The following is a 24,099-nucleotide window of genomic DNA, read 5'->3' as shown; positions in this document are numbered from 1 at the left end:
GGGCCGCAGTGCATTGCGGCCCGTCTTGCCGCTTATTTGAAGACGGCGTTCGGGTTATCGAGGCTGTCAGAGCCCTCGAGATCGATCTTGCCGAGATCGAGTGCGGCGATGACGCGTTCAACGGTCTTCGTCTGGTCGATGAGGCCGTCGATGGCCGCCTGAACCACGGCATTGCCTTCCTTGTTGCCTTCGCCGATCATCTGGTCATAGGCTTCAACGGTCTGGGCGCGCTTCTCCATCACATGCATGGCGTCGAGCGTCTTGTTCAGCTTCGCCGTCATTTCGTCGTTCAGCGCCTTATCCTTGGCGCCGACCAGTTCCGCCAGCGAGGCGCCGGTCATCTTCGTGCCGTCCACGCGGGTATATTCACCTGTATAGGCCGAAGCGATGCCGATCGCGTCGTTCAGATGCGAATTATAGGTGTTGTCGGAGAAGCAATCATGCTCCTCTTCCGGATCGTGCAGCAGAAGGCCAAGCTTCATGCGCTCGCCGGCCAGCTCACCATAGGAAAGCGAACCCATGCCGGTGAGAATGGCGGTGAGGCCCGCTTTCGGATCGGCTTCCACCGTCTTCGTGGCTTCGCCTTCCGGCGCCCAGGCGTCCACCATTTCCTGAAGATCCTTGATCAGCAGGGTGGAGGCGGATTTCAGGTAATCGGCGCGACGGTCGCAATTGCCATTGGTGCATTTTGCCTTGTCGTAGTCGGTATAGGGACGGTTGCCCGCGCCCGGTCCGGTGCCGTTCAGATCCTGGCCCCAGAGCAGGAATTCGATGGCGTGGTAACCGGTGGTCACATTGGCTTCGACATCACCCGCCTCGTGCAGGCTCTCGATCAGTTCAGGGGTGATCTTGGAGGCGTCGACCTCTTCACCACTGATCTTGATCTTCGGATTGGCGATGATGTTTGCGACATAAAGTTCGTTCTCGTCGCTCTCCGTGCCATAGGAGGCGTCGACGTAGTCAATCAGGCCCTCATCCAGAGGCCAGGCGTTCACCTTGCCCTCCCAATCGTCAACGATCGGGTTGCCGAAACGGTAGACTTCCGACTGCTGATAGGGAACACGCGCCTTGATCCAGGCTTCGCGGGCGGCCTTCAGTGTTTCTTCGCTCGGTGTTGCGATCAATGCGTCGATCGCCTTGTCCAGCACCTTCGCCGTGGTCAGCGAATCCTCGTATTTCGCATGCGCGACATCGGCGTAATGCTTGACGACGGCAGCCGCGTCAGTGGCGGCCTGTGCAGGAAGCGCGGTGAAAGCCGCCGATGCGGCAAGAAGCGCGAAAGACGCGCTGAGAATGGTTTTGCGGATCATGATCCCTCTCCTTGGGCAGACGTGAACAGACTTCACGCTGCGGCCAGCGAGTTCTGACCCAATCACAAACTTGTGTCAAACATTCTAGTTTAGAATGCTTTGAAACAAGCCCGTGTGGTATTTCGCAAGTAAAATCGCTGCGTGCAAAACGGCTTTTATGCTTTGCGTTTCATCAAGCAGAAGAAGAAACCGTCCGTATCTGTGGTTGCAGGCGTCAGCGTCACTGTCTTTCCGTCAGAGGAATGCGGTTTGTTCGCATTTGCACCGAAAGTCGTCTGCCAGCGCTCCAGAGCAGAACCGATGACAAATTCGGGATTTTCCTCGCAGAAACGCCGGACCTGCTGTTCGTTTTCTTCAGGCAGAACGGAACAGGTGACATAAAGCAGTTCGCCGCCCGGGCGCACGAAACCTTTGGCCTGTGAAAGCGCTTCGCCCTGCTGCTGCACGCGCTCTTCCAGATTGCGTGCCGTCAGCCGCCATTTGGTGTCGGGGCGCCGCCGCCATGTTCCGGTGCCGGTGCAGGGCGCGTCGACCAGAACGCGGTCGAATTTTTCCTGAAATGGCGTAAGGCCCGCTGTGCGGTCATGAACCTGCACATTGCGCGTACCGGCCCGCTTCAGCCGCTCGATGATCGGCGCGAGACGCTTGCGGTCGGCATCGAAGGCGTGGACCTGACCCTTGTTGTTCATGCTGGCGGCCATGGCCAGCGTCTTGCCGCCGCCACCGGCGCAATAATCGAGGATCTGCTCGCCCTCATGCGCGCCGGCGAGATCGGCAACGATCTGCGAACCCTCGTCCTGTACCTCGAACCAGCCCTTCTGGAAGGAGAGTTCGGCGGTCACATTCGGCAGGCGGGAAGGGCCTTCACCGGCGGGGATACGCACACCCTGCCGGGCGATCCGGGTGGCTTCCGCGCCGCTTTCCTCAAGCGCCTTCAAGACTTTTTCGCGGGTTGCCTTCAGCGTGTTGGCGCGCAGGTCGAGGGTCGGCCGCTCGTTCAGCGCCTGTGCCTCGGCGAGCCAACGCTCTCCGAATGCCGCTTCGAAGGAAGCCTGCACCCATTCGGGAATATCGCCCTGAATATGGGCCGGTGCATCACCGAGGGAACGGGAGAGAAACGCCTGCTGCCTTTCCGCATCAGGTGCGGGGGGAGCGAACTTGTCGCCATCGAATTCCGCCGCCAGTTCCGAAAAGCTTTTGCCCCATTGCCGCAGCAGCACGGCATAACCAAGCGAGGCGGCGCTGTCGTCATCCATCAGCCAGGCGTGCGACAGTTTCATGCGCAACGCGTCATAGACGATGTTGCCGATTGCGGCCCTGTCGCCGGAACCCGCAAAACGATGGGCAAGGCCCCAATCCTTCAGAGCATCGGCGACGGGACGCCTGCGTCCCTCAATATCCGCCAATACTTCGATTGCTCCGGCCAAACGCCCGCCCAAACGCATTGTCTACCTCATTTTGCTGATAAGCCCGGTAGGTAGACGCGAATGGCGGCGAGGGCAAGGCTCAATCGGCCTTGACGACCTCGTAGCAAACCTTGGCGGTGCCGGAATTGATCATGCCGATGTTTTTGGCGGCAGCCTTGGAAAGATCGAGAACGCGGCCCTTGATGAACGGACCGCGGTCATTGATGCGGACAATCACGGCCTTGCCGTTGCGCGCATTGGTGACCTTGACCTTGGTGCCGAACCGCAAGGAGCGGTGAGCGGCGGTCAGGTTGGCGGCGTTCATACGCTCGCCCGAAGCAGTCTTGGAGGTCAACGCATACCACGATGCGCCTCCACAACCATTTGCCGCATTCGCCTGAAGAGGCGCGATGATGGAACAGGCGGCTATAGTTGCAGCGGTGAAAGTTATACGACGGATATTCAACAAACTGTGCTTCCCTGAAAATCGGCCCCGCGCCGATTGATTGTGCCCTTGCTAAACGACCATTGACTGGTCTGAACGCCTTTTGATGCGAGATTGTAGGGCGAGGGAAAAATGGCGAAAAAAAGCTGAGCTCAAATCACGAACTGTTACAGCCTGTAATATTCGTGATTATTAGCCGGAAAGACGTCCTTGTGGCGCCCTGCTGCGGAAATGGAAAAAATACCGCAGAATCAACGCGCAATCGGAATGTTGTTGCAAGTCACGGCTTCGTGAATCCACTTCACGAAATGTGAGTGAAATATTTTTCTAATCACTACGATTTTAGCCAATTTTGTTTGGTTAATAAAATCCTAATTGACCGAAATGCGACGAAAACCATCCGCGAAAACGGCTTTGGAAGGATTTTTCATCGCTTTCGGCTGGTTGGTTTTCAGCCTCGCCAGAGGCCGGTTTCCCACAGGTGTTTCAGGGAGGATCTGTACTCCGGAAAACGGAAATCGAAACCGAGGCCGCGTATCCTGGCATTGGAAACGCGCTTGTTCTCACCGTAGAAGGAGCGTGCCATCGGCGTCAGGTCGGCGGTTTCGAATGCCTGTTCGGGCGGCGGTTCCACGTCCATCAGCGTGGCGGCGAAGCTCACCACATCCTGCGGCGGGCAGGGTTGGTCATCGGTCACGTTGAAGATGCCGCGTTCATTCTTCCGTGCCAGAAAAGCAAGTGCGGCACCGATATCCTCGACGCGGATGCGATTGAAGACCTGGTCCTTCTTCACCAGCCGCCGTGCCGTTCCCTTCTCGAAATTCATGAAGGCGTTGCGTCCCGGGCCATAAATTCCCGACAGGCGCAGGATGGAAAGCGGCACATTTGCTTTTTCGGCAATGGCCGCCCAGGCAGTTTCAGCGGCGACCCGCTCCACGGAACGGGTGGAGACCGGGCGGCAGGGGCTTTTTTCATCCACCCACGCGCCGTTATGGTCGCCATAAACGCCGACGGTGGAGAGATAAGCCATCCATTCCAGCTTCGGCAGGAAGCGTTTCGGATCGTCGCCCAGCAGCGCCAGCAGCGGATCGCCTGGCCTGCCGGGCGCGATGGACTGGACGAGATGTGTGACATTGCCCATCGCTGCGATGAGATCGTCATTGAGATGAACACCGTCGAAAAGGAACGGTGCCATGCCTGCGGCAGTGAGGTCCGGGAACTTGTCTTCACTACGCGTTGTACCGGAAATAGTACCAGCCTCGGTTTTCAGCGCGTTGGCGATGGCTTTACCCGAATATCCCGCGCCAAAAATCATCACCTGCATGTTTCACGCCTCTGCCTGTTGCCATTCCATTTCCACCTCCGGATCATGTTCCGGGGCGCGGCCGGCAGAGTATGTACGGAATTCTTCCCTGTCCATAAGCCGTGACAAAGCCCATGCCGCCATGCCACGCACTTCCGGCGAAGGGTCGGTTTCGGCAAGCGTCTTGCATTGTTCCATAAATTGGCGGTCTGCGGAGTTGCCCGCCGCGATCAGCACATTGCGGACAAAACGATTGCGGCCGATGCGTTTGACGGGCGAGCCGCTGAAGAAGCTGCGAAAGGCGGTGTCGTCCAGCGTCAGCAGGAAGGCGATGGAGGGCTCCTTCAAATCCTCACGCGCCTGCAACTTCATCTCGGAGGCGCTGGCCGCGAATTTGTTCCACGGACAGGCGGCAAGGCAATCATCGCAGCCATAGATGCGGTTGCCGATCATCGGCCGGAATTCGTGCGGGATCGGTCCTTTGTGTTCGATGGTGAGATAGGAGATGCAGCGGCGCGCATCCAGCTGATAGGGCGCGGGAAAAGCCGCGGTGGGACAGGCATCGAGACAGGCGCGGCAGGAGCCGCAATGGTCCTTCTCCGCCTCATCGAGACAGAGCTCGGCGGTGGTGAACATGCTGCCGAGAAACAGCCAGGAGCCATATGTGCGGCTGACGAGATTGGTATGCTTGCCCTGCCAGCCAAGCCCTGCGGCGGCGGCGAGCGGCTTTTCCATCACCGGTGCGGTATCGACAAAGACCTTCACGTCCTCGCCGGCACGTGCCGCAAAACGGGTGGCGATTTCCTTCAGCCGCCCCTTGATAATGTCGTGATAATCGCGATTGCGGGCATAGACCGAAATGGCCGCCTTGTCCGGTTTGGAAAGCAGGGCGCGCGGGTCTTCCTCCGGGCCATAATTGAGGCCGAACATGACGATGGAGCGCACATCGCCCCACAGCGTTTTCGGCTCCGCCCGGCGGGCTTCCGTTTCCTCCATCCACGCCATTGTGCCGTGGTAACCGCTGTCGAGAAACAGTCTCAGCCGCTCCGGCGCCAGCGGAATACTGTCCGGTGCGGTGATGCGGCAAAGATCGAAGCCAAGCGAAAGCGCTTCCTGGCGGACGAAATCCGTCAGCTTGCGCGCGCGTATCCGCTGCTTGTCGGTGGCGACGTCGATGGTCGTTTCTCCCGAGGATTATTCTGCGACATATATAGGCGCAGCCGCAGGCTGCAGCAAACAACCGGGAGATAGGGGCTTAAAAATCCAGATCGGCGTAGTGGGAGGAGGGGGCGAGGCGCGGAATGCGCTCGCTCAGGAAGGGCCGGAAGGAGGGGCGGGATTTCACCCGCTGATACCATTCCTTGACGATAGGTGCTTCAAGCCAGTTGATCTCGCCGAGGTAGTCCAGCACCGAAACAGCCGAAGCGGCGGCAAGGTCGGCATAGCTAAGCCGGTCACCGGCCAGCCATGTGCGCGAACCCGCCAGCCATTCCAGATATTTGATGTGCTGGCGGATATTGTTGCGGGCGGTGCGCAGCAGCTTGGAATCCGGCGGCCCGCCACCCTGCGCTGTTGTCATCTGCAATTTGTAAACTCGCTCCCGCACCAGCGGCCGGGTCACGTCATTTTCCATCTTCTGCAGAAACCATTCCGTCAGACGGCGGATTTCCGCCCGCTGAAACGGGTCTTCCGCCAGAAGCCGCCTGTCGCGCTTTAAAACCCCATGCGTTTCGTCAAGAAACTCGGCAAGCACGTAAGGCCCGCTCAGGGAGCGCATATTGTCATCCAGATAGACCGGCAGGGTGCCGGCCGGATTGAGCGCCAGAAACTCCCGTCGTCTTTCCCACGGCTGCTCTTCCACGAGATCGGTCTGGAACCCGTATTCTGCGAGGATCAGACGAACGAACCGGGATGCGGTCGACATCGGAGAATGGTAGAGAGTGGGCATAGGTACTCAATTTTTACGATTGGTTGCCATGATCGGCATTTGCCGGAAAACTTTTTCAGTTTCGCTTCATCAAGACGCTATAAGAGCTTGGCTACTTTAAAACAAGTTTAACGCAATTGCTTTCCATTGCCGCTTCCCCCTGAAAAGAAGGATACCTCATGGGTGACCAATCGATCATCAGCGCGCTTCTGCTGGGCATTATCGAGGGTCTGACGGAGTTCATCCCCGTTTCCTCAACGGCGCATGTGCTGCTGGCCGGGCACTTCCTCGGCTTCAAATCGCCCGGCAACACATTTGCCGTCCTCATTCAGCTCGGTGCGATCCTCGCAATCCTTCTTGTTTATTTTCAAAAGCTTGTATCGATCGCACTCGCCCTGCCAAACAGCGCCAGGGCGCGCCGCTTCGTGCTGGCCGTTGCGCTCGCCTTCCTGCCGGCGGCGGTTATCGGCGCACTGGCGCATGATTTCATCAAGACGGTGCTGTTCGAAACGCCGATGCTCATTTGTGTGGTGCTGATTATCGGCGGCGTCATATTGCTCGCGGTCGACCGCATGCCGCTGAAGCCGAAATATACCGACATCATGGACTATCCGCCGTCGCTCGCCTTCAAGATCGGCCTCTTCCAGTGCCTTGCGATGATTCCCGGCACCTCGCGCTCGGGCGCCACCATCGTCGGTTCGCTGCTGATGGGCACGGACAAGCGCTCCGCCGCCGAGTTCTCGTTTTTCCTGGCGATGCCGACCATGCTCGGCGCCTTCACGCTGGATCTCTACAAGAACCGCGATGCCCTCAGTTTCGATGATGGTGCGCTGATTGCCGTGGGTTTCATCGCCGCTTTCGTCTCCGGCCTCTTCGTCGTGCGCTCTCTGCTGGACTTCGTTTCGCGGCGCGGTTTTGCCCCCTTCGCATGGTGGCGCATCGTCATCGGCTCGCTTGGCCTGATTGCGCTTCTGGTCTTCGGTTGAACGGGACCCGGAAGTAACCATCCGTTTTGACGGTGGACGAAAAGAAAAAAGCGCCTCGGGAAACCCGCAGGCGCTTTTTATTTGAAGGCTGTAAAGCCGATCAGTTGGTGCTGATCGAAGCCGTTGCGCAGGGGTCAACGCCATAGGCGGGAGCGCAACCGCTCTTGCCCGCTGCAACCGTTCCCGGTGCCATGAAAGAACCCGCCAGAACCACCAAAGCCGCACACGCAAAAAAGAGTGCGATAGATCTGCCCATTTTATGATTGCCTTTCAGACGTTCGTTCGTGCGGATCATGCCGCCGTGTGTGAATTGAGGGTCCGGGATATGTTTGGAATGTGGCCAATATCAATAAAGGAGCTTGCTGAATACCGGGTTAATGCGAAGTCTTTTCCACAGTTGCGCTTGTGCCACGCTTGCGTGCTGCGGCCAGATGCCCGTTAACTTTTACCCGGCTTTCCAACGCTGCCTTGGTTGATGCTGCACCTCCCGTTCAGTTGAGGGGAAATGCGCGAATAGCGGTTTGGTTGCAATTGAATCGTGCAAAAACGAAAAGCGGGAATGGCTCCCGCTTCCGTTAAAGACGACGAGGCCCGAAGCGAGGTTTCAGGCGGCCTTTCCGGCGTTGGAGAACTGGCCGTGCGGGCGATATTGCACCATGTAGGACGGCAGAACCGAAGCGACGCGCACGGGAGTGATGCCGATACCTTCCAGCGTCAGGCCGTTTTTCTCCGCCTCGGCGGAAACGACGTTGTCTTTCTTGAGCATGGTTACCTGATCGGCCGTCAGCGGCGGCGTAATCAGCGGCACCAGCGAGGCGATCTTGCCGATCGTCGAGGCAATGCCGAAGGGCAGGTTGACGAAAGGACGCTCCCGGTAGGTCGCGGCAAGAACTGCCTCGAGACAGTCACGGAATGTCATGACATCCTGGCCGCCGAGTTCATAGATGGAGCCGGGCTTCAGCTTGCCATCGACGCTGCGGGCGACGGCTTCGGCGACATCCTCGACATAAACCGGCTGGAACCTGGTTTTTCCGCCGCCGATCAGCGGCAGGAACGGCAGGCTGCGGGCCATCTTGGCGAATTTGTTGAAGAAATCGTCTTCCGGTCCGAAAATGATCGACGGACGCAGGATAACGGCGCCGGGCAAAACGGAATGAATGGCGGCTTCGGCGCGGCCCTTGGTGCGGCCGTAACCGGTCTGCGAATTGGCGTCTGCGCCGATGGCGGAGATATGCGTCAGCGTCGCGCCGGCGTTACGGGCCGCCTCGGCAATGGCTTTTGCGCCGAATTCCTGCACGGCGTCAAAGGTGTTGCGGCCGCTTTCGGTCAGGATGCCGACACAATTGACCACATGATCGGCGTCTTCCACGGCTTTGACGATGGAGTCGCGATAACGCAGGTTCGCCTGGGCGAAAGAAATCTGGCCGACATTGCCGAGTGGCTGCAGGAAGCCGGCAAGGTCGGGGCGGCGCACGGCGACGCGAATGCGGTAACCGCGCTTGGCGAGCATTCTCACGACATGCCGCCCGACAAAACCCGAACCGCCGAAAACGGTGACGAGGGGTGGAAGGTTGGCCAAGGTCATGGGAGGCTCCTCAGAAGCTGTCGATAAAGCGTTTTTCAGTCTCTTAGCCCAAAGCCGCGCGCGCGTGAAGAGACGTTGTCGCGAGACCAGAAGCCGGTTTGGGAAATGCGGTTGACGGTCGTCAAATTCCTTCGACGATTATCATCTCCGCATCGGCGACTTCCTGACGGATTCTTGCCGCCGCCTGGTATTCGGGGGAATTATAGCAATCGATTGCGTGCTGGACTGACGGGAACTCGATGACAACATTGCGTGCACGCGCCGTGCCTTCCAGCTCGGTCAATGCGCCGCCACGGGCCAGAAAATTGGCGCCGAACCGCTCGAATGCGGGCTTTGCCGTCGTGACATAATCCTTGTAGCGCTCACTGTCGTTTACATCGACGCGGGCGATCCAATATCCCTTTGCCATTTCGTCCCCCTCCTGTTTTTACTGATTGGCCGGAAAGCTGGCGCGCAGCATGTCGTCCAGAATGGCGCGGGCCGCCGCCTTCGGGTCTTCCGCCCGGACGATGGGGCGGGCGACCACCAGATGGCTCGAACCGGCCTTGATGGCGTCATATGGCGTCATCACCCGCTTCTGATCACCGAGATCCGCGCCGGCCGGGCGAATGCCGGGCGTGACGACGGCAAGGTCGGGGCCGAGGATTTCGCGCACGGCTTTCGATTCCTCCGCCGAACAGACGATGCCACCCATGCCCGCCTCGCGCGCCTGTTCCGCCCGGCGCAGCACCAGCGAACGGGCATCCGAGGCGTAACCGGCTTCCGCCAGATCGCTGTCGTCCATGGAAGTCAGCACGGTGACGCCCAGCAGGCAGAGCCCGGAGCCTTCGGCGGCCTTGACGGCAGCACGCATTGCTTTCGGGTAGGCATGCAGGGTCAGCATCGACATGCCCATGCGGGCGATGTTCTCGACACCGGAGGCGACGGTGTTGTCAATGTCGAGCAGCTTCATGTCGAGAAAGACCTTCTTGCCGCTCTGGACAAGGTCACGCGCGAATTCGAGACCGCCTGCGAATACCAGCTGATAGCCGATCTTGTAGAACAGAACCTCGTCGCCGATTTTCGAAACGATGTCTTCGGCCTGCTGCACAGTCGGAACATCCAGCCCGACGATGAGTTTTTCGCGCGCGGTCATTGTCTTATCCCTGCCATGTTTCCATTGCCGTCCAGTCGCATGTGGGGGACGCGGCTGCAAGCGAAAAGTCGGCGATGGAAAAGCGGAAGAGATTGCCGCCACCCGGCGGCTGGTCCTTGCTGCGGCTGATCCCGCGGCCTTCGATATGGCATTTCAGAAGTGTGCCCACGCCACCATGGCCGACAAAGGCAATAGGCTGCTGTGGGTCGTGCCGGTCGAGAACGGCTTTGACGGCCCCGACGATCCGCGCCTGCGCGTCGATTGCGCGCTCCCAGCCGTGAAAACTCTCCTCGGGGTGGGCGAAGAACCAGTCTGCGGCCTTTTCAAATTCCGGCGGTGGCAGAAAGCCGGTGGCGGACCGGTCGTTTTCATGCATCGCCTCGATGATCTCTATTTTCGCACCGGATGTTTCGGCAAGGATGCGGGCGGTTTCGACCGCCTTGGTTTCGGCGCTGGAAACGATGCGCCGCAATGCCTGCGCCCAGGGAAGGCGGCTCGCCTCCCGCACCCGTTCGGCACCCCTGTCCGAAAGCCCCCATTCAGGGACGGGGATAGTTGGGTCGATCTTGACCTGGGGATGGGTAATGTAGAGCGCCTGCATGAAAATCGGTCCTCAGGGCGATGGAAAGGGTAATTCGACACCCTAACCATGCGTCGCGACCGTGAAATGACGGTCTCGCCCATTCTGCCGGGTGATCAGGCGCGCGTATAGGTCCACAATTGCGCCGGCGGAATATTGCGCACGATGAAATCGAAATGGCGGATATGGTAGAGATGCGGCTGCGCGACGATCGGGGAAATCGGACCGTAGGATATCTGCACTACGGGGCGACCGTGCGGCACGCGCTTCAGCAATTCGTCAAGCAGCTTGATACGGGCGGCCATGGGGAAATTCAGCATCGGCACGGCGGAAACGACACTGTCGAACATCTGGCCCTTGTGTTCGCCAAGCGTCGCATCGAGGTCGAAGGCGTCGCCATTGACGAAGTTGACGCCGGGATAGCTTCTGAGCAGCTGGTTGTAGAAATCGGTCGAATATTCGATGGCTGTCAGGTTCTCGGGCTTGATGCCGCGTGCCAGAATGGCCTTGGTGATGACGCCGGTGCCGGGGCCGAGTTCGAGAACCGGCAGGCCGGAATGGGGGTTGATGACACTCGCCATTTTTTTCGCCGTGATCGACGATGTCGGCACGATGGCGCCGACTTTTTTCGGCTGGCTGACCATGCCCTTGAAAAAGCGGATTTCTTCCTCAAATTTTTGTTCAAGGCGTTGCTTCAGGTTGAGTGCCATAGTTCCCTCAGATGCTTTTGGTCATTGTCAAAAAACAGTTACGCAATGTTGATCCCATTTGGCGCAAAAACAAGGCAAAATGTCGTAACTGGAAAAATTCGCTGATGGCCCGAGATGCGCCATCGCCGAATCAAAAAAGCCGGTGAAGCGCTTCACCGGCTTTTTTGATGAAATTTGCGGAAAATTCCCGTTTCAGACGCGCATCGGCATCAAAACATAGAGCGCATCATCACCGGCGGTGTCGCGAACAAGCGTTGGCGAGCCGGCGTCGGCCAGCAGGAAAATCGCGTCGTCGCCGGAAAGCTGCGAGGTGATATCGAGGAGATATTTGGCGTTGAAGCCGATTTCCATCGAATCATTATCATAACCGACGGCCACTTCTTCCGTGGCACTTCCCGAATCCGGGTTGTTGACGGTCAGCGTCAGCTGGCCGTTGGTGAGCGCCAGCTTCACGGCGCGGCCACGCTCGGAAGAAATGGTCGAAACACGGTCGACGGCCTGTGCGAAGGTCTGGCAATCGACACGCATTTCCTTGTCGTTGCCGGTCGGGATCACGCGCTGGTAATCCGGGAAGGTGCCGTCGATCAGCTTCGAGGTCAGGACGACCGAGCCGATGGTGAGGCGGATTTTCGCATCCGAGACTTCAACCGTGACTTCCAGCTCAGGGTTGTCCATCAGCTTCTGCAATTCACCGACGGTCTTGCGGGGAATGATGATGCCCGGCATGCCTTCTGAACCGGATGGCGCATCCACATCGGCGCGCGCCAGGCGGTGGCCATCGGTGGCGACGGCGCGCAGCTTCAGTTCGCCATTGCTTTCGATGGTGTGGAAGAAAATGCCGTTGAGGTAATAACGCGTCTCTTCCGTCGAAATCGCAAACTGCGTCCGGTCGATCAGCATCTTCAGATCGGTTGCCTTCAGTTTGAAGGTGTGGCTGAAGGTGCCGGCGGTCAGGTCGGGGAAGTCCGTTTCGGGCAGGCATTGCAGCGAGAACTTCGAACGGCCGGAGGCAACCGTCATCGAGGAGCCGTCCGGGTTGGTCGCCAGAAGCACCTCGGAACCATCCGGCAGCTTGCGCACGATTTCATAAAGCAGGTGCGCCGGTACGGTGGTGGCGCCCGCCTGCTCCACCATTGCCGGTGTCGCTTCGGTGATTTCGAGGTCGAGGTCGGTCGCCTTCATGTCCAGATTGGCGCCGGAGGCGCGCAGGAGGACGTTGGACAGGATCGGGATCGTGTTGCGACGCTCGACGACCCGGTGGACGTGGTTCAGCGATTTCAGAAGGTTCGACCGCTCAAGAGTAATACGCATGGACGCTACCGCTTTCAACCGTTGCGAACCGGCCACCGCCGGATCGGCAAGAAGAGTCTTGACCGGCAAAAAGCCGGATAATGTGGACGGGCAAAATGGCAGAGTTATTGCAGAAAATGCAAGAGCCGAGTGCATCTGCTTCCGCTCATTTTGCTGCTATACAGCATGATCCACAGGCTGGGGCCGCCCATGGACCTTGTTCGCGGGTTTTCTATTGCCCATAAAGGGGAAAAAACCGGAGTGACCGGCCGGCGATGATCGGCCAGAATGATTGGAAGCCGTGTGACGCAGGAAACATCGAACAGCGATGCCAGACAGGCAGCGAAGGAATTCAGGATCGGCACGGCCACCATTCCGGCACGGCCGCTGGAGCCGGCGCTTTATCTTGTGGCCACTCCCATCGGCAATCTCGGTGACATCACCATCCGCGCGCTGGAAACGCTGGCCTCGGCCAATGTTCTCGCCTGCGAGGATACCCGTGTCACCCGCATCCTGCTCGAACGTTACGGCATTCGCACGCGCCCGCTCGCCTATCACGAACACAATGCCAATGAAGCGGGGCCGAAGCTCATTGCCGCACTGGAGGCCGGAAAGTCCGTGGCGCTGGTATCGGACGCCGGAACGCCGCTCGTTTCCGACCCGGGTTATCGCCTTGGTCAGCTGGCGCTTGAGGCCGGCCACCGTGTTGTGCCGGTGCCGGGTGCCTCCGCGCCGCTTGCCGCCCTCGTCGGGTCTGGCATGCCGAGTGACGCCTTTTTGTTTGCCGGTTTCCTGCCGGTGAAGGATCGTGGCAAGCGTGACCGTTTGGCCGAGCTGGCGAAAATCCCCGCAACCCTGATCTTCTTTGAATCGCCACATCGCATCGGCGCTTCCGTCAGGGTGGCATCGGAAGTGCTCGGCCGTGACCGCCGGGCGGTGGTCTGCCGTGAACTGACCAAGACCTTCGAGGAGTTCCGGCGCGGCACGCTCGGTGAGCTTGCGGATTATTACGATGGCGACCGTGTGGTGAAGGGTGAGATCGTGCTTCTGGTGGAGCCGCCCTCCTATGACGAGATTCCCGATATCGAGGATGTCGAGAAGCTTCTGAAGGATCTCGTCGCCACCATGCCCGCCGCCAGGGCCGCGGGCGAAGCGGCGAAGCTGACGGGCCTGCCGCGCAAGGAGCTTTATCAAAGGCTGCTGGATATGAAGGAAACGGATGGCCGCTGACGGGCGAAGCGATAAAAGGCGGAAAGCCGAACGGCGCGGTCATGCCGCGGAATATTGGGCGGCGCTTTATCTGATGCTGAAGGGATATCGCATCCTTGCCGTTCGCTATCGCACCCGGCTGGGAGAAATCGATCTCATCGCCCGCAAGAAGGACCTCGTCGCCATCATCGAGGTGAAGGCGCGGCCATCGGGCGGCAGCGCGGTCGATGCCGTCGGCTTCCATTCGCAGCGGCGTATCCGGGCTGCTGCCGATCTCTGGCTCTCCCGCCGCAAGGATGCCGCGCGGTTTTCGCTGCGCTTCGATATCATCGCCATTCTGCCGCGACGTCTGCCGCAGCATTTCATTGACGCGTTTTGAGGGGAAGAGGAAGGCAATGTCCACCGAGCGGGAAAAAATGGCTGCGGGCGAATGGTACAGCTGCATGGATGCCGAGCTGGATGTGCTGCGCTGGCGCGCGCGCCGGGCGGTTCACCAGCACAATACCGCGCCGCCGGATGAGCGCGGAACCATCGCGCCGCTGCTGCGGGGGCTCTTCTCCTCCGTCGGAGAAGGCGCATTTATCGAAGCGCCGTTTCATTGCGCCTATGGTTTCAACATCACGCTGGGCACCAATGTTTATCTCAATACCGGCTGCGTCATTCTCGATTCCGCGAAGGTAATGATAGGGGACGGCGCAATGCTCGGTCCTGCCGTGCAGATCTATTGTGCGGAACACCATCTCGACCCCATTCCGCGCGCGCAAGGTATTGAAATCGCAAAGCCGGTGACGATTGGCCGGGATGTCTGGATCGGCGGTGGGGCGATCCTGCTGGCGGGCGTGACCGTCGGCGATGGTGCGATTGTCGGCGCCGGTTCGGTGGTGACACGCGATGTGCCGCCGGGTGCGACGGTGGTTGGAAACCCGGCCCGTCCGATAAAACGCGGCGGCGTCTGAGATATGCGTTTTTGAGGCAACGCAGTCTATTAGCAGGTGCTGTAACAAATCTGACATGAAACTGTTAAAGAGGCGTCACGGAACGTCTCTATTCGCATCCTCATCCCAATAAATGGTGGAGAGGAATTAGTAATGTTGAAGAAGATTTCCATGGCCGCGGTGGCCGTCAGCATTTCCGCGACGTCTTCCATGGCTGCGACCAACATCACCTGGTGGCACGGCATGGGTGGCCGTAACGGCGAAGTCATCAACGAAGTTTCCCAGAAGTTCAACGAAGCCCAGAAGGAATGCGCACTGACGCCGGTTTCCAAGGGCTCCTACGAAGAAGCCTTGGCCAGCGGCATCGCCGCGTTCCGCTCCGGCGAACAGCCGAACATCCTCCAGGTTTTCGATGCCGGCGCCGCCACCATCATCAATGCCAAGGGCGCGGTCATTCCTGCGGAAGACCTCATCAACAAGGCCGGTTACAAGTTCGACCGCGAAGCCTTCATCAACGGCGTGCGTTATTTCTACGCTGCCGCTGACGGCAAGTTCGTCGGCATGCCGTTCAACTCCTCCGCTCCGATCATGTATATCAATGACGAAGCGCTGAAGAAGGCCGGCGTCGAGGCGCCGAAGACCTGGGAAGAGTTCGAGCAGGTCGCGCCGAAGCTGAAGGAAGCCGGTTACATCCCGCTCGTCCAGTCGCAGCTTACCTGGCAGTTCACGGAGAACTTCTTCTCCCGCAACAACATCCAGTTCGCCACCAACAACAATGGCTACGACAGCGTCAGCGACACCAAGCTGAAGGTCACCGACCCGAACCTCGTCATGATGTTCGACAAGCTGAAGGACTGGAAGGACAAGGGCCTGTTCGCCTATTACGGCGCTGGCTGGAACGACAACCAGAAGCCTTTCGAAGAAGGCAAGGTTGCTCTCTGGATCGGCTCTTCGGGTTCGTTCGGCGGCCTGCAGAAGACGGCGACCATGCCGTTCTCGGCAACCTTCCTTCCCTACTGGGGCTCCATCAAGGGCGCAGGCACCAACTCCTTCATCGGTGGCGCCGCTCTCTTTGCAATGTCGGGCAAGTCCGAAGCTGAAAACAAGTGCGTGGCTGACTTCTTCCAGTTCCTGACCTCGCCGGAAATCCAGGTCTTCTACCACAAGGCAACCGGTTACGTCGCCATCACCAAGGCTGCCTACGAAAAGGCCAAGGCTGAAGGCTTCTACAAGGAAAAGCCGGTCGCCGAAGTTGGCATTCAGCAGCTGTCGCTGCCGGGTGGCGAATGGTCCAAGGGTTACCGCCTCGGCTTCTACCCGCAGATCCGCGCCGTCATGGAACGCGAATATAACCGCATCTTCTCCGGCGAAGTCACGCCGAAGGACGCCTTCGACATCATCGAGAAGGAAGGCAACGACCTTCTGGCCCGTTTCGCCAAGACGGCCGGCTGATCGATCTTTTCGAAACCAATGATCGTTGTCGAGCCTCCTTTCCGATGGAAGGGAGGCTCGCTTCTGGATAAGGAGGCGCAAGCGTGGCCTATACATCGTCTCAACCGCGCCGGTTTTTATCCGGCTGGTCCGCAAAGGCTGGAAAGCCCGCCAAGCCCGCTGAAGCCGGCATGAAGCGTGTGCAGTTCTCCTCGTCCTTCGTGCCCTATCTGTTTCTGGCGCCGCAGCTTGCGGTGATTTTCATCTTCTTTTACTGGCCCTCCGTTCAGGCCATCCAGTCTTCGTTCTATCTGGAAGACCCTTTCGGGTTCGGGGCCTCGTTCGTGGGCCTGGCCAATTATTCGGATGCGATATTCAATCCGGAATATCTCAACATCGCCAAATTCACTGTTGTTTTCACCGTGCTGGTGACCTTCTTTTCGCTGGCGCTCGGCCTTTTGCTCGCGGTCAAGGCGGATGCGGTCATTCGCGGCAGCTCGGCATACAAGACATTGCTGATTTCCGTCTACGCCATCGCGCCGCCGGTCGCAGGCCTCATCGGCATGATGTTTTTCGATCAGCACATCGGCCCCTTCGTCAAGATGGCCGCATTCCTTGGCTGGGACATGAAGGTCGGCCTCAATTATTTCGATACGGCCTTTGCCATGGTCGTGGTCGCGGTCTGGAAGCAGATTCCGTATAATTTCATCTTCTTCCTCTCCGGTCTGCAGGGCGTGCCCGTTTCCGTCCGGGAGGCCGCCGCCATCGACTGCCGCTCGGGCTTCCGCCGGTTCTGGACGGTCATCATGCCGCTTCTGGCGCCCACGGCCTTCTTCCTGCTGATCATCAACATCACCTATGCGCTGTTCGACACTTTCGGTGTCATCGACGTGATGGTGAAGGACAAGGCGGCCAACAACCCAATCACACTGGTCTACAAGGTGTTTCTCGACGGTTTCCGCGGCAATGACATCGGCGGTTCGTCGGCCCAGTCCGTCATTTTGATGCTGGTCGTCTTCGTCCTCACCATCATCCAGTTCCGCTTCATCGAGAAGCGCATCCATTACAATTGAGGGAAAAGACGATGTATAAGACAAAACCCCTCGATCATCTGGTGCTGATAACAGGCGCGCTTTTCCTGATATTGCCGGTTGTCGTGGCTTTCATGACTTCCACGCATACGGCGGCGGAAATTCACCGCAGCGGTCTGGCGATCGTTCCCGGCGACAATTTCGTCGAGACCTATGAAAAGGTCCTGACCCAGAAGGGCGGCTTTACCGGGCAGATCACCGGCCTCAACATGGTGATCAACTCGCTGATCCTCGGCATTGGTTTTGCCGTCGGCAAGATCGTCCTGTCGATGACGGCGGCCTATGCGATCGTCTATTTCCGCTTCCGCTTTGCGACGCTCGCCTTCTGGATCATTTTCACGACGCTGCTGTTGCCGCTTGAAGTGCGCATCATGCCGTCCTACGAGGTGATGAGCAAACTCGGCCTGTTGAACTCCTATACCGGCTTGATCGTGCCGCTTCTCGCCTCGGCGACGGGCACCTTCTATTTCCGGCAGTTCTTCAAATCCATTCCGGAAGAATTGCTGGAGGCCGCCCGTATCGACGGGGCTGGGCCGTTCAAGTTCTTCATCGACGTGATCATTCCGCTGTCGCGCACCATGATGGCGGCGATCTTCATCATCATGTTCGTTTATGGCTGGAACCAGTATCTCTGGCCCATGCTGATGACGACGGATGAGAGTTTCTTCACCCTGATGCGCGGCATCAAGTCGATCCTGCAGGTCTGGGTCGGTTCGCAAATTCCCGATTACAACGAAGCTTTCGCGCTTGCCGTTCTGGCCATGCTGCCGCCGGTTCTGATCGTCGTCATTTTCCAGCGCTGGTTCATCAAGGGCCTCACCGAGAGCGATAAATAAGGAGACCGAAATGGCCGCGATCGAAATCAGTCAGGTCTGCAAGGATTATCATGGCGGCGTGCGCGCCGTGCATCACGTCGATATCGATATCCGGGACGGCGAGTTCATCGTTCTCGTCGGCCCGTCCGGCTGCGGCAAGTCCACGCTTCTGCGCATGGTCGCCGGCCTTGAGGATATTTCCGAAGGCACGGTGAAGATCGGCGACCGGGTGGTCAATCAGGCCGATCCCGCCGACCGCGATATCGCCATGGTGTTCCAGAATTACGCGCTTTACCCGCATATGTCGGTACGCCAGAACCTCGAATACGGGCTGAAGAACCGCAAGACACCAAAGGCGGAGATCGATGCGCGCGTGGCTGAAGCCGCGCGTATGCTGCAGCTCGAACCCTATCTGGATCGCAAGCCGCGCGCCCTTTCCGGCGGTCAGCGGCAGCGTGTCGCCATGGGCCGCGCCATCGTGCGCAAACCGGCCGCCTTCTTGTTCGATGAGCCTCTGTCGAACCTCGATGCCAAGCTGCGCGTCTCGATGCGCGGCGAGATCAAGCGCCTGCAAAAACGCCTCGGCACCACCTCGATCTACGTCACCCACGATCAGCTGGAAGCGATGACGCTGGCCGATCGTCTTGTTGTACTGAATGGCGGCCGCATCGAACAGATCGGCGCGCCGCTGGATGTCTATCACACGCCCGCCTCCACCTTCGTTGCCAGCTTCATCGGCTCTCCCGCCATGAACCTGCTGGATGGCGAATTGCATGGTGACAGCCTCGCTATCGGTCCTTCGCTGTTTGCGCTGAATGGTTTTGCGCCTGCCTCCGGGCCGGTGACGGTAGGCATGCGTGCGGAGGATTTCCGCCTCGCCGCGGCGGGTGAGCAGGGCTTCGCACTCCGCGTCGATTATATCGAGGAGCTGGGTTCACAGCGCCTGGTGCACGGCGCGATCGGCGACCAGAGCCTGACGGTGGCTTTCCCGCCGGATGTCGATGTTCCCGCCGCTCTGTCGGTCACGATCGCGCCGGAGAAGCTGCACTTCTTTTCCAGCGAAACCGGCAAGCGTATCGCCGGCAAGGCGGAACAGGTTGGCGCGCAGCCCGCTCAGCTGGCTACGGCCTGAACGTATCGCAGGAAATCGGCGCGATGGCTAAAATTGCGCCGATTGTCAAAACCGCTTTGTTACGATCCCGATGATAGAAGGCCTCCAATATTTCACGGGGGTTTTCTCATATGTCGTTCAAAATGATGTTCGCGGCGGCTGCAACCATGGCAATCCGCACAGTGCCGATATTGCCGGCCTATCTGCGCAGACAAAAAGACGAAGCCGTTGTCAGCGCGTCCTGCACCGATCTGCGGCTTCAGTCGGCCCCCATCAATCCGGACTGGATCATTTCCGGCAACCCTGAGGCGCGTGCGGCGGATCACTCCCGAAGCGGCGACCGTGCTTCCAGCACCGCCATGTGGGATTGCACTGCGGGCGAATTCCGCTGGTTCTTCGGCTGGGACGAAACCGTCTATATTCTGGAAGGCGAAGTACATGTGACGGCCGAAGACGGTTCGGTCAGCATCCTGCGGGTTGGTGATGTCGCCTATTTCCGGGCTGGAACGTGGGCCACATGGCGGGTCGATGACTATGTTCGCAAGGTTGCCTTCATGCGCCGCCCCTTCCCCAAGGCGCTTGCCCTGGCCTATCGTGTCAAGAACAAGCTGTTTTCTGGTAGTTCCTACAAGCTGGCGGCCTGAGCCGGTGACGATTTTGCTGCCGATGAGAGCCCGCGTGGCTCCCTCGGCAGAATTGTGAAGGTTCAATAAAACTCACACACGGCACCACTTGCAGCAGTTGCCTTTGAATGGCCGCTGCCCTACATCTTCAGGGTTTTCTGAAGCATTTCCGGGTCTCGCCCGGTCCTGCCGGGAAGCTTGAAAAGACGAGGCAATGGGCACGGCGGGCCGGCGAAGCGTCCGTATGCTGCAAGAGGAACATGCGCATGGCGAAGATCAAGAACGTCGCGATCCAGATGGATCATGTCTCCGGCATCAATATCGCCGGTGACTCCACCTTCGCCATGAGCCTTGAGGCGCAGGCGCGCGGATACCGGCTGTTCCACTATACGCCAGAGCGTCTTTCCATGCGTGACGGCAAAATCTACGCCACCGTCGAGCAGATGGAACTGCGCGACATCAAGGGCGATCATTTTTCGCTGTCTGAGCCGGAACGTGTCGATCTCTCGACCATGGATGTCATCCATCTGCGTCAGGATCCGCCCTTCGACATGGCTTACATCACCTCGACCCATCTGCTGGAACGCATTCATCCCAAAACGCTTGTCGTCAACGACCCAGCCTGGGTGCGCAACTCGCCGGAAAAGATCTTCGTCACCGAATTCGCCGACCTGATGCCGCAGACGTTGATCACCAAGGATGTGGCGGAAATCGCCCGCTTCCGCAATGAAATGGGCGATATCATCCTCAAGCCGCTTTATGGCAATGGCGGCGCAGGCGTCTTCCATTCGGCGCGCGACGACCGCAATTTCTCCTCGCTGCTGGAGATGTTCGGCCAGATGTTCCGCGAGCCTTACATCGCCCAGCAATATCTGCCTGACGTCCGCAAGGGCGACAAGCGCATTCTCCTGGTGGATGGCGAGCCGGTGGGCGCGATCAACCGCGTGCCGGCGGAAAATGACGCCCGCTCCAACATGCATGCCGGCGGCCGGCCGGAACCGACGGAGCTGACGGCGCGCGAAAAGGAAATCTGCCGCCGCATCGGTCCGGCCTTGCGCGAGCGTGGTTTCCTCTTTGTCGGCATCGATGTGATCGGCGACTACATGACGGAAATCAACGTCACCTCGCCCACTGGCATTCGCGAAGTGCGGAAATTCGGTGGTGCCGATGTCGCAAGCCTGTTGTGGGACGCGATCGAGAAAAAGCGCGAATCTCAGGATCTCTGACGCGCCCCTTGCCGATCCAGTTTTGTTCCGCGAGTACAACTAGATACAACTAAAATACATCGCCAACGAGAAATTGTTCGCTGGATGTTCTTGTTTTATTCTTTATCCTGTGGCACGTTGCTTGTGGATGGCCGCCGGGGCATGAAGCTTTGATGGTGCGGCCGGTTTGCGGGGGCAGGCCATGGTGGCACGGGTCAATACGGTTGCATTTCAGGGCATGGAGGGTGTGCCCGTCGAGGTGCAGGTCATGGTCGCGCCCGGAAAGGTCGGCATCCAGATTGTCGGCCTGCCGGACAAGGCGGTGGCTGAAAGCCGGGAGCGGGTGCAGGCCGCCCTGCACGCCTCGGGACTGGCCTTGCCGGCGAAAAAAGTCACCGTCAATCTCGCACCCGCCGATCTGCCAAAGGAAGGATCGCATTTCGATCTTCCCATTGCTCTGGGCCTCATGGCCGCGTTGGGCGCCATACCGGCGGAAGCGCTTGGCCAATATGTGGTTCTCGGCGAACTCAATCTCGATGGCACCATCGGCACGGTTTCAGGCGTTCTGCCGGCCGCCATGGGTGCCAATGCTCTCGGCAAGGGCCTGATCTGCCCGGCTGAAAGCGGGCCGGAGGCGGCCTGGGCCGGTGCCGGTATCGATATTCTCGCCCCGCGCAGCCTCATAGCGCTTGCCAATCATTTTCGCGGCACCCAGCTCCTGTCGCGCCCGACACCCGCCATCCGCGCCAATCCGGTCAATTTACCGGATCTGGCGGATATCAAAGGACAGGAGAGCGCCCGCCGAGCGCTGGAGGTGGCGGCGGCCGGCGGTCACAATCTGCTGATGGTCGGTCCGCCCGGTTCTGGCAAATCCATGCTCGCCGCCCGTCTGCCCTCCATCCTGCCGCCACTTGAGGCGGCGGAACTGCTGGAAGTGTCGATGGTTCATTCCATCGCCGGCCAATTATCGGGTGGCAAGCTTTCGGACCGCAGGCCGTTTCGCACACCGCACCATTCCGCCACCATGGCGGCACTGATCGGCGGCGGGCTGCGCGCCAAGCCGGGCGAGACCTCGCTTGCTCATCACGGTGTTCTTTTTCTCGATGAATTCCCGGAATTCTCACCGCAGGTGCTGGATGCGCTGCGTCAGCCGCTGGAAACCGGAGAATGCATCATCGCACGCGCCAATCACCGCGTCAGCTATCCGGCAGAAATCCAGCTCGTGGCAGCCATGAACCCCTGCCGCTGCGGCATGGCCGGAGAGCCGGGCTTCACCTGCGCCAGAGGGCCGCGCTGTGTGACCGACTATCAGGCCCGTATTTCCGGTCCGCTACTGGATCGTATCGATATCCGCATCGACGTTCCCGCCGTTTCCGCTACCGATCTTATCTGCCCCGTTGCATCTGAGCCGAGTGCGGCGGTTGCGGCCCGTGTGGCCCGGGCGCGCCTTGCCCAGCAGGAGCGTTATGCGTCGGCGGGATTTCCTGCCATCTGCACCAATGCCCGCTGTACGACGACTTTGATCGAAAAATACGCCGAACCGGATGCATCCGGACTGCAATTGCTGCGCGATGCCGCCGAACGGCTGAAATTTTCCGCACGCGGTTATCACCGTATTCTCAAGGTCGCGCGCACATTGGCCGATCTGGATGGAAAACAGACGGTCGGCCGCATCCACGTAGCGGAAGCTGTCTCGTACCGTATCGCGGGTGAGAGGCTGCGGACAGCGGCTTAGAGCCGTGATGCTTGCACGCTCTGCTGGAAGAGTTTGGAGACATGCTCCCGAAAGCTCTCCCTTTTTTGCGATAAGCAGATGCGAAAGCAGGGTTTGAAGGGCATCGCGCGAATTCGGTCGAATGCGAGGCGACCTTAAAACCAATATGCCGCCAGCGGTGCCGGCGGCATATTGAAGTATTGGTTCCTTTGGTTCGCCATTGCGCGTACCGACTGGAGTGGTTAGAGCCCAAGGCCCTCGAAAAGCGCGGTCGAAAGGTAACGTTCCGCAAAGGAAGGAACGATGACGACGATATTCTTGCCGGCATTTTCTTCGCGCGCGCCGACCTTGATCGCCGCCGCCAGTGCCGCGCCGGAGGAGATGCCGACCGGCACGCCTTCGAGTCTTGCCGCCAGACGTGCGATTTCGAAAGCCTCGTCATTGGTCACGGTGACGATCTCGTCATAAATGCCCGTGTCGAGGATCGCAGGCGCAAAACCGGCGCCGATGCCCTGAATCTTGTGCGGGCCGGGGTTGCCGCCGGAAAGAACCGGGCTGTCTGCGGGCTCGACCGCAATGACCTTCACATCCGGTTTGCGGGATTTAAGCACCTGGCCCGTGCCGGTGATCGTCCCACCCGTACCGATGCCGGAAACGAGAATATCGACCGTGCCGTCGGTATCGTTCCAGATTTCTTCCGCGGTCGTCTTGCGGTGAATTTCCGGATTGGCGGGGTTTTCGAATTGCTGCGGAATGATCGCGTCAGGCAGGGTCTCGGCCAGTTCCTGCGCCTTGGCGATTGCGCCCTTCATGCCCTTCGGGCCTTCGGTCAGCACCAGTTCGGCGCCGAGCAGGGCCAGCATCTTCCGGCGCTCGACCGACATGGTTTCAGGCATGGTCAGGATCAGCTTGTAACCCTTGGCGGCGGCAGCGAAGGCAAGCGCAATGCCGGTATTTCCTGATGTCGGTTCCACCAGCGTCGTTTTGCCGGGGGTGATCTTGCCCTGCGCTTCCAGCGCTTCGATCATGGCGACGCCGATGCGGTCCTTCACGGAAGCGATGGGATTGAAAAACTCCAGCTTGGCAAGCAGGTTGGCCTTCACGCCCTTTTCTTTCGCCAGCTTGTCCAGCCGCACGATCGGCGTATCGCCGATAGTTTCCGTAATCGAGGAATAGACGCGTCCGCGTCCGGGCTTTCTGGCTTCAGGCATGATGCTCTCCCGTATGAAGGCCACAGAATAGTGACCGCAATATTTGAGCGGCAGAATAGGAGCAATCGCCCTGTCAG

General features: G+C 59.3%; 24 protein-coding genes. 11 read left to right on the top strand and 13 right to left on the bottom strand.

Annotated features, from left to right (window positions below):
- Window positions 1–32: 32 nt before the first annotated feature.
- The 6 genes from N434_RS01825 to N434_RS01800 form a co-directional block, all read right to left on the bottom strand.
- Complete coding sequence (locus N434_RS01825; RefSeq protein ID WP_065114665.1) at window positions 33–1,310, bottom strand: imelysin family protein; 1,278 nt, start codon at window positions 1,308–1,310, stop codon at window positions 33–35.
- 155 nt (window positions 1,311–1,465) lie between these two features.
- A complete protein-coding gene (locus tag N434_RS01820) occupies window positions 1,466–2,755 on the bottom strand; it encodes an RsmB/NOP family class I SAM-dependent RNA methyltransferase (protein WP_065114666.1) in 1,290 nt (429 codons plus the stop codon).
- Between the two features lie 61 nt (window positions 2,756–2,816).
- The gene (locus tag N434_RS01815; RefSeq protein WP_065114667.1) at window positions 2,817–3,185 is read right to left on the bottom strand and encodes a septal ring lytic transglycosylase RlpA family protein; all 369 of its coding nucleotides are present in this window, start codon (window positions 3,183–3,185) and stop codon (window positions 2,817–2,819) included.
- A gap of 427 nt (window positions 3,186–3,612) precedes the next feature.
- Window positions 3,613–4,485: an SDR family oxidoreductase gene (locus N434_RS01810; RefSeq protein ID WP_110755683.1), complete on the bottom strand. Its 873-nt coding sequence runs from the start codon at window positions 4,483–4,485 to the stop codon at window positions 3,613–3,615.
- 3 nt (window positions 4,486–4,488) lie between these two features.
- Complete coding sequence (gene queG, locus N434_RS01805; protein WP_110755682.1) at window positions 4,489–5,640, bottom strand: tRNA epoxyqueuosine(34) reductase QueG; 1,152 nt, start codon at window positions 5,638–5,640, stop codon at window positions 4,489–4,491.
- 79 nt (window positions 5,641–5,719) lie between these two features.
- On the bottom strand, window positions 5,720–6,412 hold the full coding sequence (locus N434_RS01800; RefSeq protein ID WP_065114670.1) for a glutathione S-transferase family protein: 693 nt from the start codon (window positions 6,410–6,412) through the stop codon (window positions 5,720–5,722).
- A gap of 158 nt (window positions 6,413–6,570) precedes the next feature.
- On the opposite strand from N434_RS01800, the gene N434_RS01795 reads away from it, so the two are divergent.
- A complete protein-coding gene (locus N434_RS01795; RefSeq protein WP_065114671.1) occupies window positions 6,571–7,377 on the top strand; it encodes an undecaprenyl-diphosphate phosphatase in 807 nt (268 codons plus the stop codon).
- A 604-nt stretch (window positions 7,378–7,981) separates the two neighbouring features.
- On the opposite strand, the gene N434_RS01780 is transcribed toward N434_RS01795, so the two are convergent.
- The 6 genes from N434_RS01780 to dnaN all read right to left on the bottom strand — a co-directional run bounded on the left by N434_RS01780 (window position 7,982) and on the right by dnaN (window position 12,698).
- Entirely contained in the window at window positions 7,982–8,962 is a 981-nt protein-coding gene (locus tag N434_RS01780) for a complex I NDUFA9 subunit family protein (protein ID WP_110755680.1), read from the bottom strand.
- Window positions 8,963–9,083: 121 nt separating this feature from the next.
- Window positions 9,084–9,371, bottom strand: coding sequence for a DUF1330 domain-containing protein (locus tag N434_RS01775; RefSeq protein WP_065114673.1), 288 nt, complete (start codon window positions 9,369–9,371; stop codon window positions 9,084–9,086).
- Between the two features lie 18 nt (window positions 9,372–9,389).
- Window positions 9,390–10,097 carry an orotidine-5'-phosphate decarboxylase gene (gene pyrF / locus N434_RS01770; RefSeq protein ID WP_065114674.1) on the bottom strand — a complete coding sequence of 236 codons (708 nt, stop codon included), beginning with the start codon at window positions 10,095–10,097 and terminating at the stop codon, window positions 9,390–9,392.
- Window positions 10,098–10,101: 4 nt separating this feature from the next.
- Complete coding sequence (locus N434_RS01765; protein WP_110755679.1) at window positions 10,102–10,698, bottom strand: histidine phosphatase family protein; 597 nt, start codon at window positions 10,696–10,698, stop codon at window positions 10,102–10,104.
- 95 nt (window positions 10,699–10,793) lie between these two features.
- Window positions 10,794–11,387: a phospholipid N-methyltransferase PmtA gene (pmtA, locus tag N434_RS01760; RefSeq protein WP_003520115.1), complete on the bottom strand. Its 594-nt coding sequence runs from the start codon at window positions 11,385–11,387 to the stop codon at window positions 10,794–10,796.
- A 192-nt stretch (window positions 11,388–11,579) separates the two neighbouring features.
- On the bottom strand, window positions 11,580–12,698 hold the full coding sequence (gene dnaN, locus N434_RS01755) for a DNA polymerase III subunit beta (RefSeq protein ID WP_026363807.1): 1,119 nt from the start codon (window positions 12,696–12,698) through the stop codon (window positions 11,580–11,582).
- 267 nt (window positions 12,699–12,965) lie between these two features.
- On the opposite strand from dnaN, the gene rsmI reads away from it, so the two are divergent.
- The 10 genes from rsmI (at window position 12,966) to N434_RS01705 (ending at window position 22,832) form a co-directional block, all read left to right on the top strand.
- The gene (gene rsmI, locus N434_RS01750) at window positions 12,966–13,907 is read left to right on the top strand and encodes a 16S rRNA (cytidine(1402)-2'-O)-methyltransferase (protein WP_110755677.1); all 942 of its coding nucleotides are present in this window, start codon (window positions 12,966–12,968) and stop codon (window positions 13,905–13,907) included.
- Window positions 13,897–14,265, top strand: a complete 369-nt coding sequence (locus N434_RS01745) for a YraN family protein (RefSeq protein WP_110755675.1) — start codon at window positions 13,897–13,899, stop codon at window positions 14,263–14,265. The genes rsmI and N434_RS01745 overlap by 11 nt, the downstream gene beginning before the upstream one ends.
- A gap of 16 nt (window positions 14,266–14,281) precedes the next feature.
- Complete coding sequence (locus tag N434_RS01740; protein ID WP_110755674.1) at window positions 14,282–14,842, top strand: sugar O-acetyltransferase; 561 nt, start codon at window positions 14,282–14,284, stop codon at window positions 14,840–14,842.
- 132 nt (window positions 14,843–14,974) lie between these two features.
- Window positions 14,975–16,273 (top strand): extracellular solute-binding protein, encoded by a 1,299-nt coding sequence (locus N434_RS01735; protein ID WP_065114679.1) that lies wholly within the window; start codon window positions 14,975–14,977, stop codon window positions 16,271–16,273.
- An 83-nt stretch (window positions 16,274–16,356) separates the two neighbouring features.
- Window positions 16,357–17,325, top strand: a complete 969-nt coding sequence (locus tag N434_RS01730) for an ABC transporter permease (RefSeq protein ID WP_174028772.1) — start codon at window positions 16,357–16,359, stop codon at window positions 17,323–17,325.
- Window positions 17,326–17,336: 11 nt separating this feature from the next.
- Entirely contained in the window at window positions 17,337–18,179 is an 843-nt protein-coding gene (gene ugpE, locus N434_RS01725) for a sn-glycerol-3-phosphate ABC transporter permease UgpE (protein ID WP_065114681.1), read from the top strand.
- 10 nt (window positions 18,180–18,189) lie between these two features.
- Window positions 18,190–19,290, top strand: a complete 1,101-nt coding sequence (locus tag N434_RS01720; RefSeq protein ID WP_065114682.1) for a sn-glycerol-3-phosphate import ATP-binding protein UgpC — start codon at window positions 18,190–18,192, stop codon at window positions 19,288–19,290.
- A 110-nt stretch (window positions 19,291–19,400) separates the two neighbouring features.
- Window positions 19,401–19,913 carry a cupin domain-containing protein gene (locus N434_RS01715; RefSeq protein ID WP_110755672.1) on the top strand — a complete coding sequence of 171 codons (513 nt, stop codon included), beginning with the start codon at window positions 19,401–19,403 and terminating at the stop codon, window positions 19,911–19,913.
- A 245-nt stretch (window positions 19,914–20,158) separates the two neighbouring features.
- On the top strand, window positions 20,159–21,118 hold the full coding sequence (gene gshB / locus N434_RS01710) for a glutathione synthase (RefSeq protein WP_110755955.1): 960 nt from the start codon (window positions 20,159–20,161) through the stop codon (window positions 21,116–21,118).
- Between the two features lie 181 nt (window positions 21,119–21,299).
- Complete coding sequence (locus tag N434_RS01705; protein ID WP_110755670.1) at window positions 21,300–22,832, top strand: YifB family Mg chelatase-like AAA ATPase; 1,533 nt, start codon at window positions 21,300–21,302, stop codon at window positions 22,830–22,832.
- A 221-nt stretch (window positions 22,833–23,053) separates the two neighbouring features.
- On the opposite strand, the gene cysK is transcribed toward N434_RS01705, so the two are convergent.
- A complete protein-coding gene (gene cysK / locus N434_RS01700; RefSeq protein WP_065114685.1) occupies window positions 23,054–24,022 on the bottom strand; it encodes a cysteine synthase A in 969 nt (322 codons plus the stop codon).
- Between the last annotated feature and the right edge of the window lie 77 nt (window positions 24,023–24,099).

The sequence above is a fragment of the Rhizobium sp. UGM030330-04 genome (assembly GCF_003208455.1).
Classification (GTDB): Bacteria; Pseudomonadota; Alphaproteobacteria; order Rhizobiales; family Rhizobiaceae; genus Agrobacterium; species Agrobacterium rhizogenes_A.
Note: the sequence above shows the minus strand (reverse complement) of the source record. Positions and strands in the feature narration are given on the sequence as shown.

What these genes read in the sequence shown, in the direction of transcription:
- pyrF (WP_065114674.1), bottom strand. Translation starts at nt 10,097, where the DNA reads ATGACCGCGCGCGAAAAACTCATCGTCGGGCTGGATGTTCCGACTGTG.
- N434_RS01765 (WP_110755679.1), bottom strand. Translation starts at nt 10,698, where the DNA reads ATGCAGGCGCTCTACATTACCCATCCCCAGGTCAAGATCGACCCAACT.
- N434_RS01775 (WP_065114673.1), bottom strand. Translation starts at nt 9,371, where the DNA reads ATGGCAAAGGGATATTGGATCGCCCGCGTCGATGTAAACGACAGTGAG.
- N434_RS01795 (WP_065114671.1), top strand. Translation starts at nt 6,571, where the DNA reads ATGGGTGACCAATCGATCATCAGCGCGCTTCTGCTGGGCATTATCGAG.
- N434_RS01820 (WP_065114666.1), bottom strand. Translation starts at nt 2,755, where the DNA reads ATGCGTTTGGGCGGGCGTTTGGCCGGAGCAATCGAAGTATTGGCGGAT.
- N434_RS01780 (WP_110755680.1), bottom strand. Translation starts at nt 8,962, where the DNA reads ATGACCTTGGCCAACCTTCCACCCCTCGTCACCGTTTTCGGCGGTTCG.
- N434_RS01825 (WP_065114665.1), bottom strand. Translation starts at nt 1,310, where the DNA reads ATGATCCGCAAAACCATTCTCAGCGCGTCTTTCGCGCTTCTTGCCGCA.
- N434_RS01720 (WP_065114682.1), top strand. Translation starts at nt 18,190, where the DNA reads ATGGCCGCGATCGAAATCAGTCAGGTCTGCAAGGATTATCATGGCGGC.
- gshB (WP_110755955.1), top strand. Translation starts at nt 20,159, where the DNA reads ATGGCGAAGATCAAGAACGTCGCGATCCAGATGGATCATGTCTCCGGC.
- rsmI (WP_110755677.1), top strand. Translation starts at nt 12,966, where the DNA reads ATGATTGGAAGCCGTGTGACGCAGGAAACATCGAACAGCGATGCCAGA.
- N434_RS01715 (WP_110755672.1), top strand. Translation starts at nt 19,401, where the DNA reads ATGTCGTTCAAAATGATGTTCGCGGCGGCTGCAACCATGGCAATCCGC.
- dnaN (WP_026363807.1), bottom strand. Translation starts at nt 12,698, where the DNA reads ATGCGTATTACTCTTGAGCGGTCGAACCTTCTGAAATCGCTGAACCAC.
- cysK (WP_065114685.1), bottom strand. Translation starts at nt 24,022, where the DNA reads ATGCCTGAAGCCAGAAAGCCCGGACGCGGACGCGTCTATTCCTCGATT.
- pmtA (WP_003520115.1), bottom strand. Translation starts at nt 11,387, where the DNA reads ATGGCACTCAACCTGAAGCAACGCCTTGAACAAAAATTTGAGGAAGAA.
- ugpE (WP_065114681.1), top strand. Translation starts at nt 17,337, where the DNA reads ATGTATAAGACAAAACCCCTCGATCATCTGGTGCTGATAACAGGCGCG.
- N434_RS01810 (WP_110755683.1), bottom strand. Translation starts at nt 4,485, where the DNA reads ATGCAGGTGATGATTTTTGGCGCGGGATATTCGGGTAAAGCCATCGCC.
- N434_RS01745 (WP_110755675.1), top strand. Translation starts at nt 13,897, where the DNA reads ATGGCCGCTGACGGGCGAAGCGATAAAAGGCGGAAAGCCGAACGGCGC.
- N434_RS01800 (WP_065114670.1), bottom strand. Translation starts at nt 6,412, where the DNA reads ATGCCCACTCTCTACCATTCTCCGATGTCGACCGCATCCCGGTTCGTT.
- N434_RS01740 (WP_110755674.1), top strand. Translation starts at nt 14,282, where the DNA reads ATGTCCACCGAGCGGGAAAAAATGGCTGCGGGCGAATGGTACAGCTGC.
- N434_RS01735 (WP_065114679.1), top strand. Translation starts at nt 14,975, where the DNA reads ATGTTGAAGAAGATTTCCATGGCCGCGGTGGCCGTCAGCATTTCCGCG.
- N434_RS01705 (WP_110755670.1), top strand. Translation starts at nt 21,300, where the DNA reads ATGGTGGCACGGGTCAATACGGTTGCATTTCAGGGCATGGAGGGTGTG.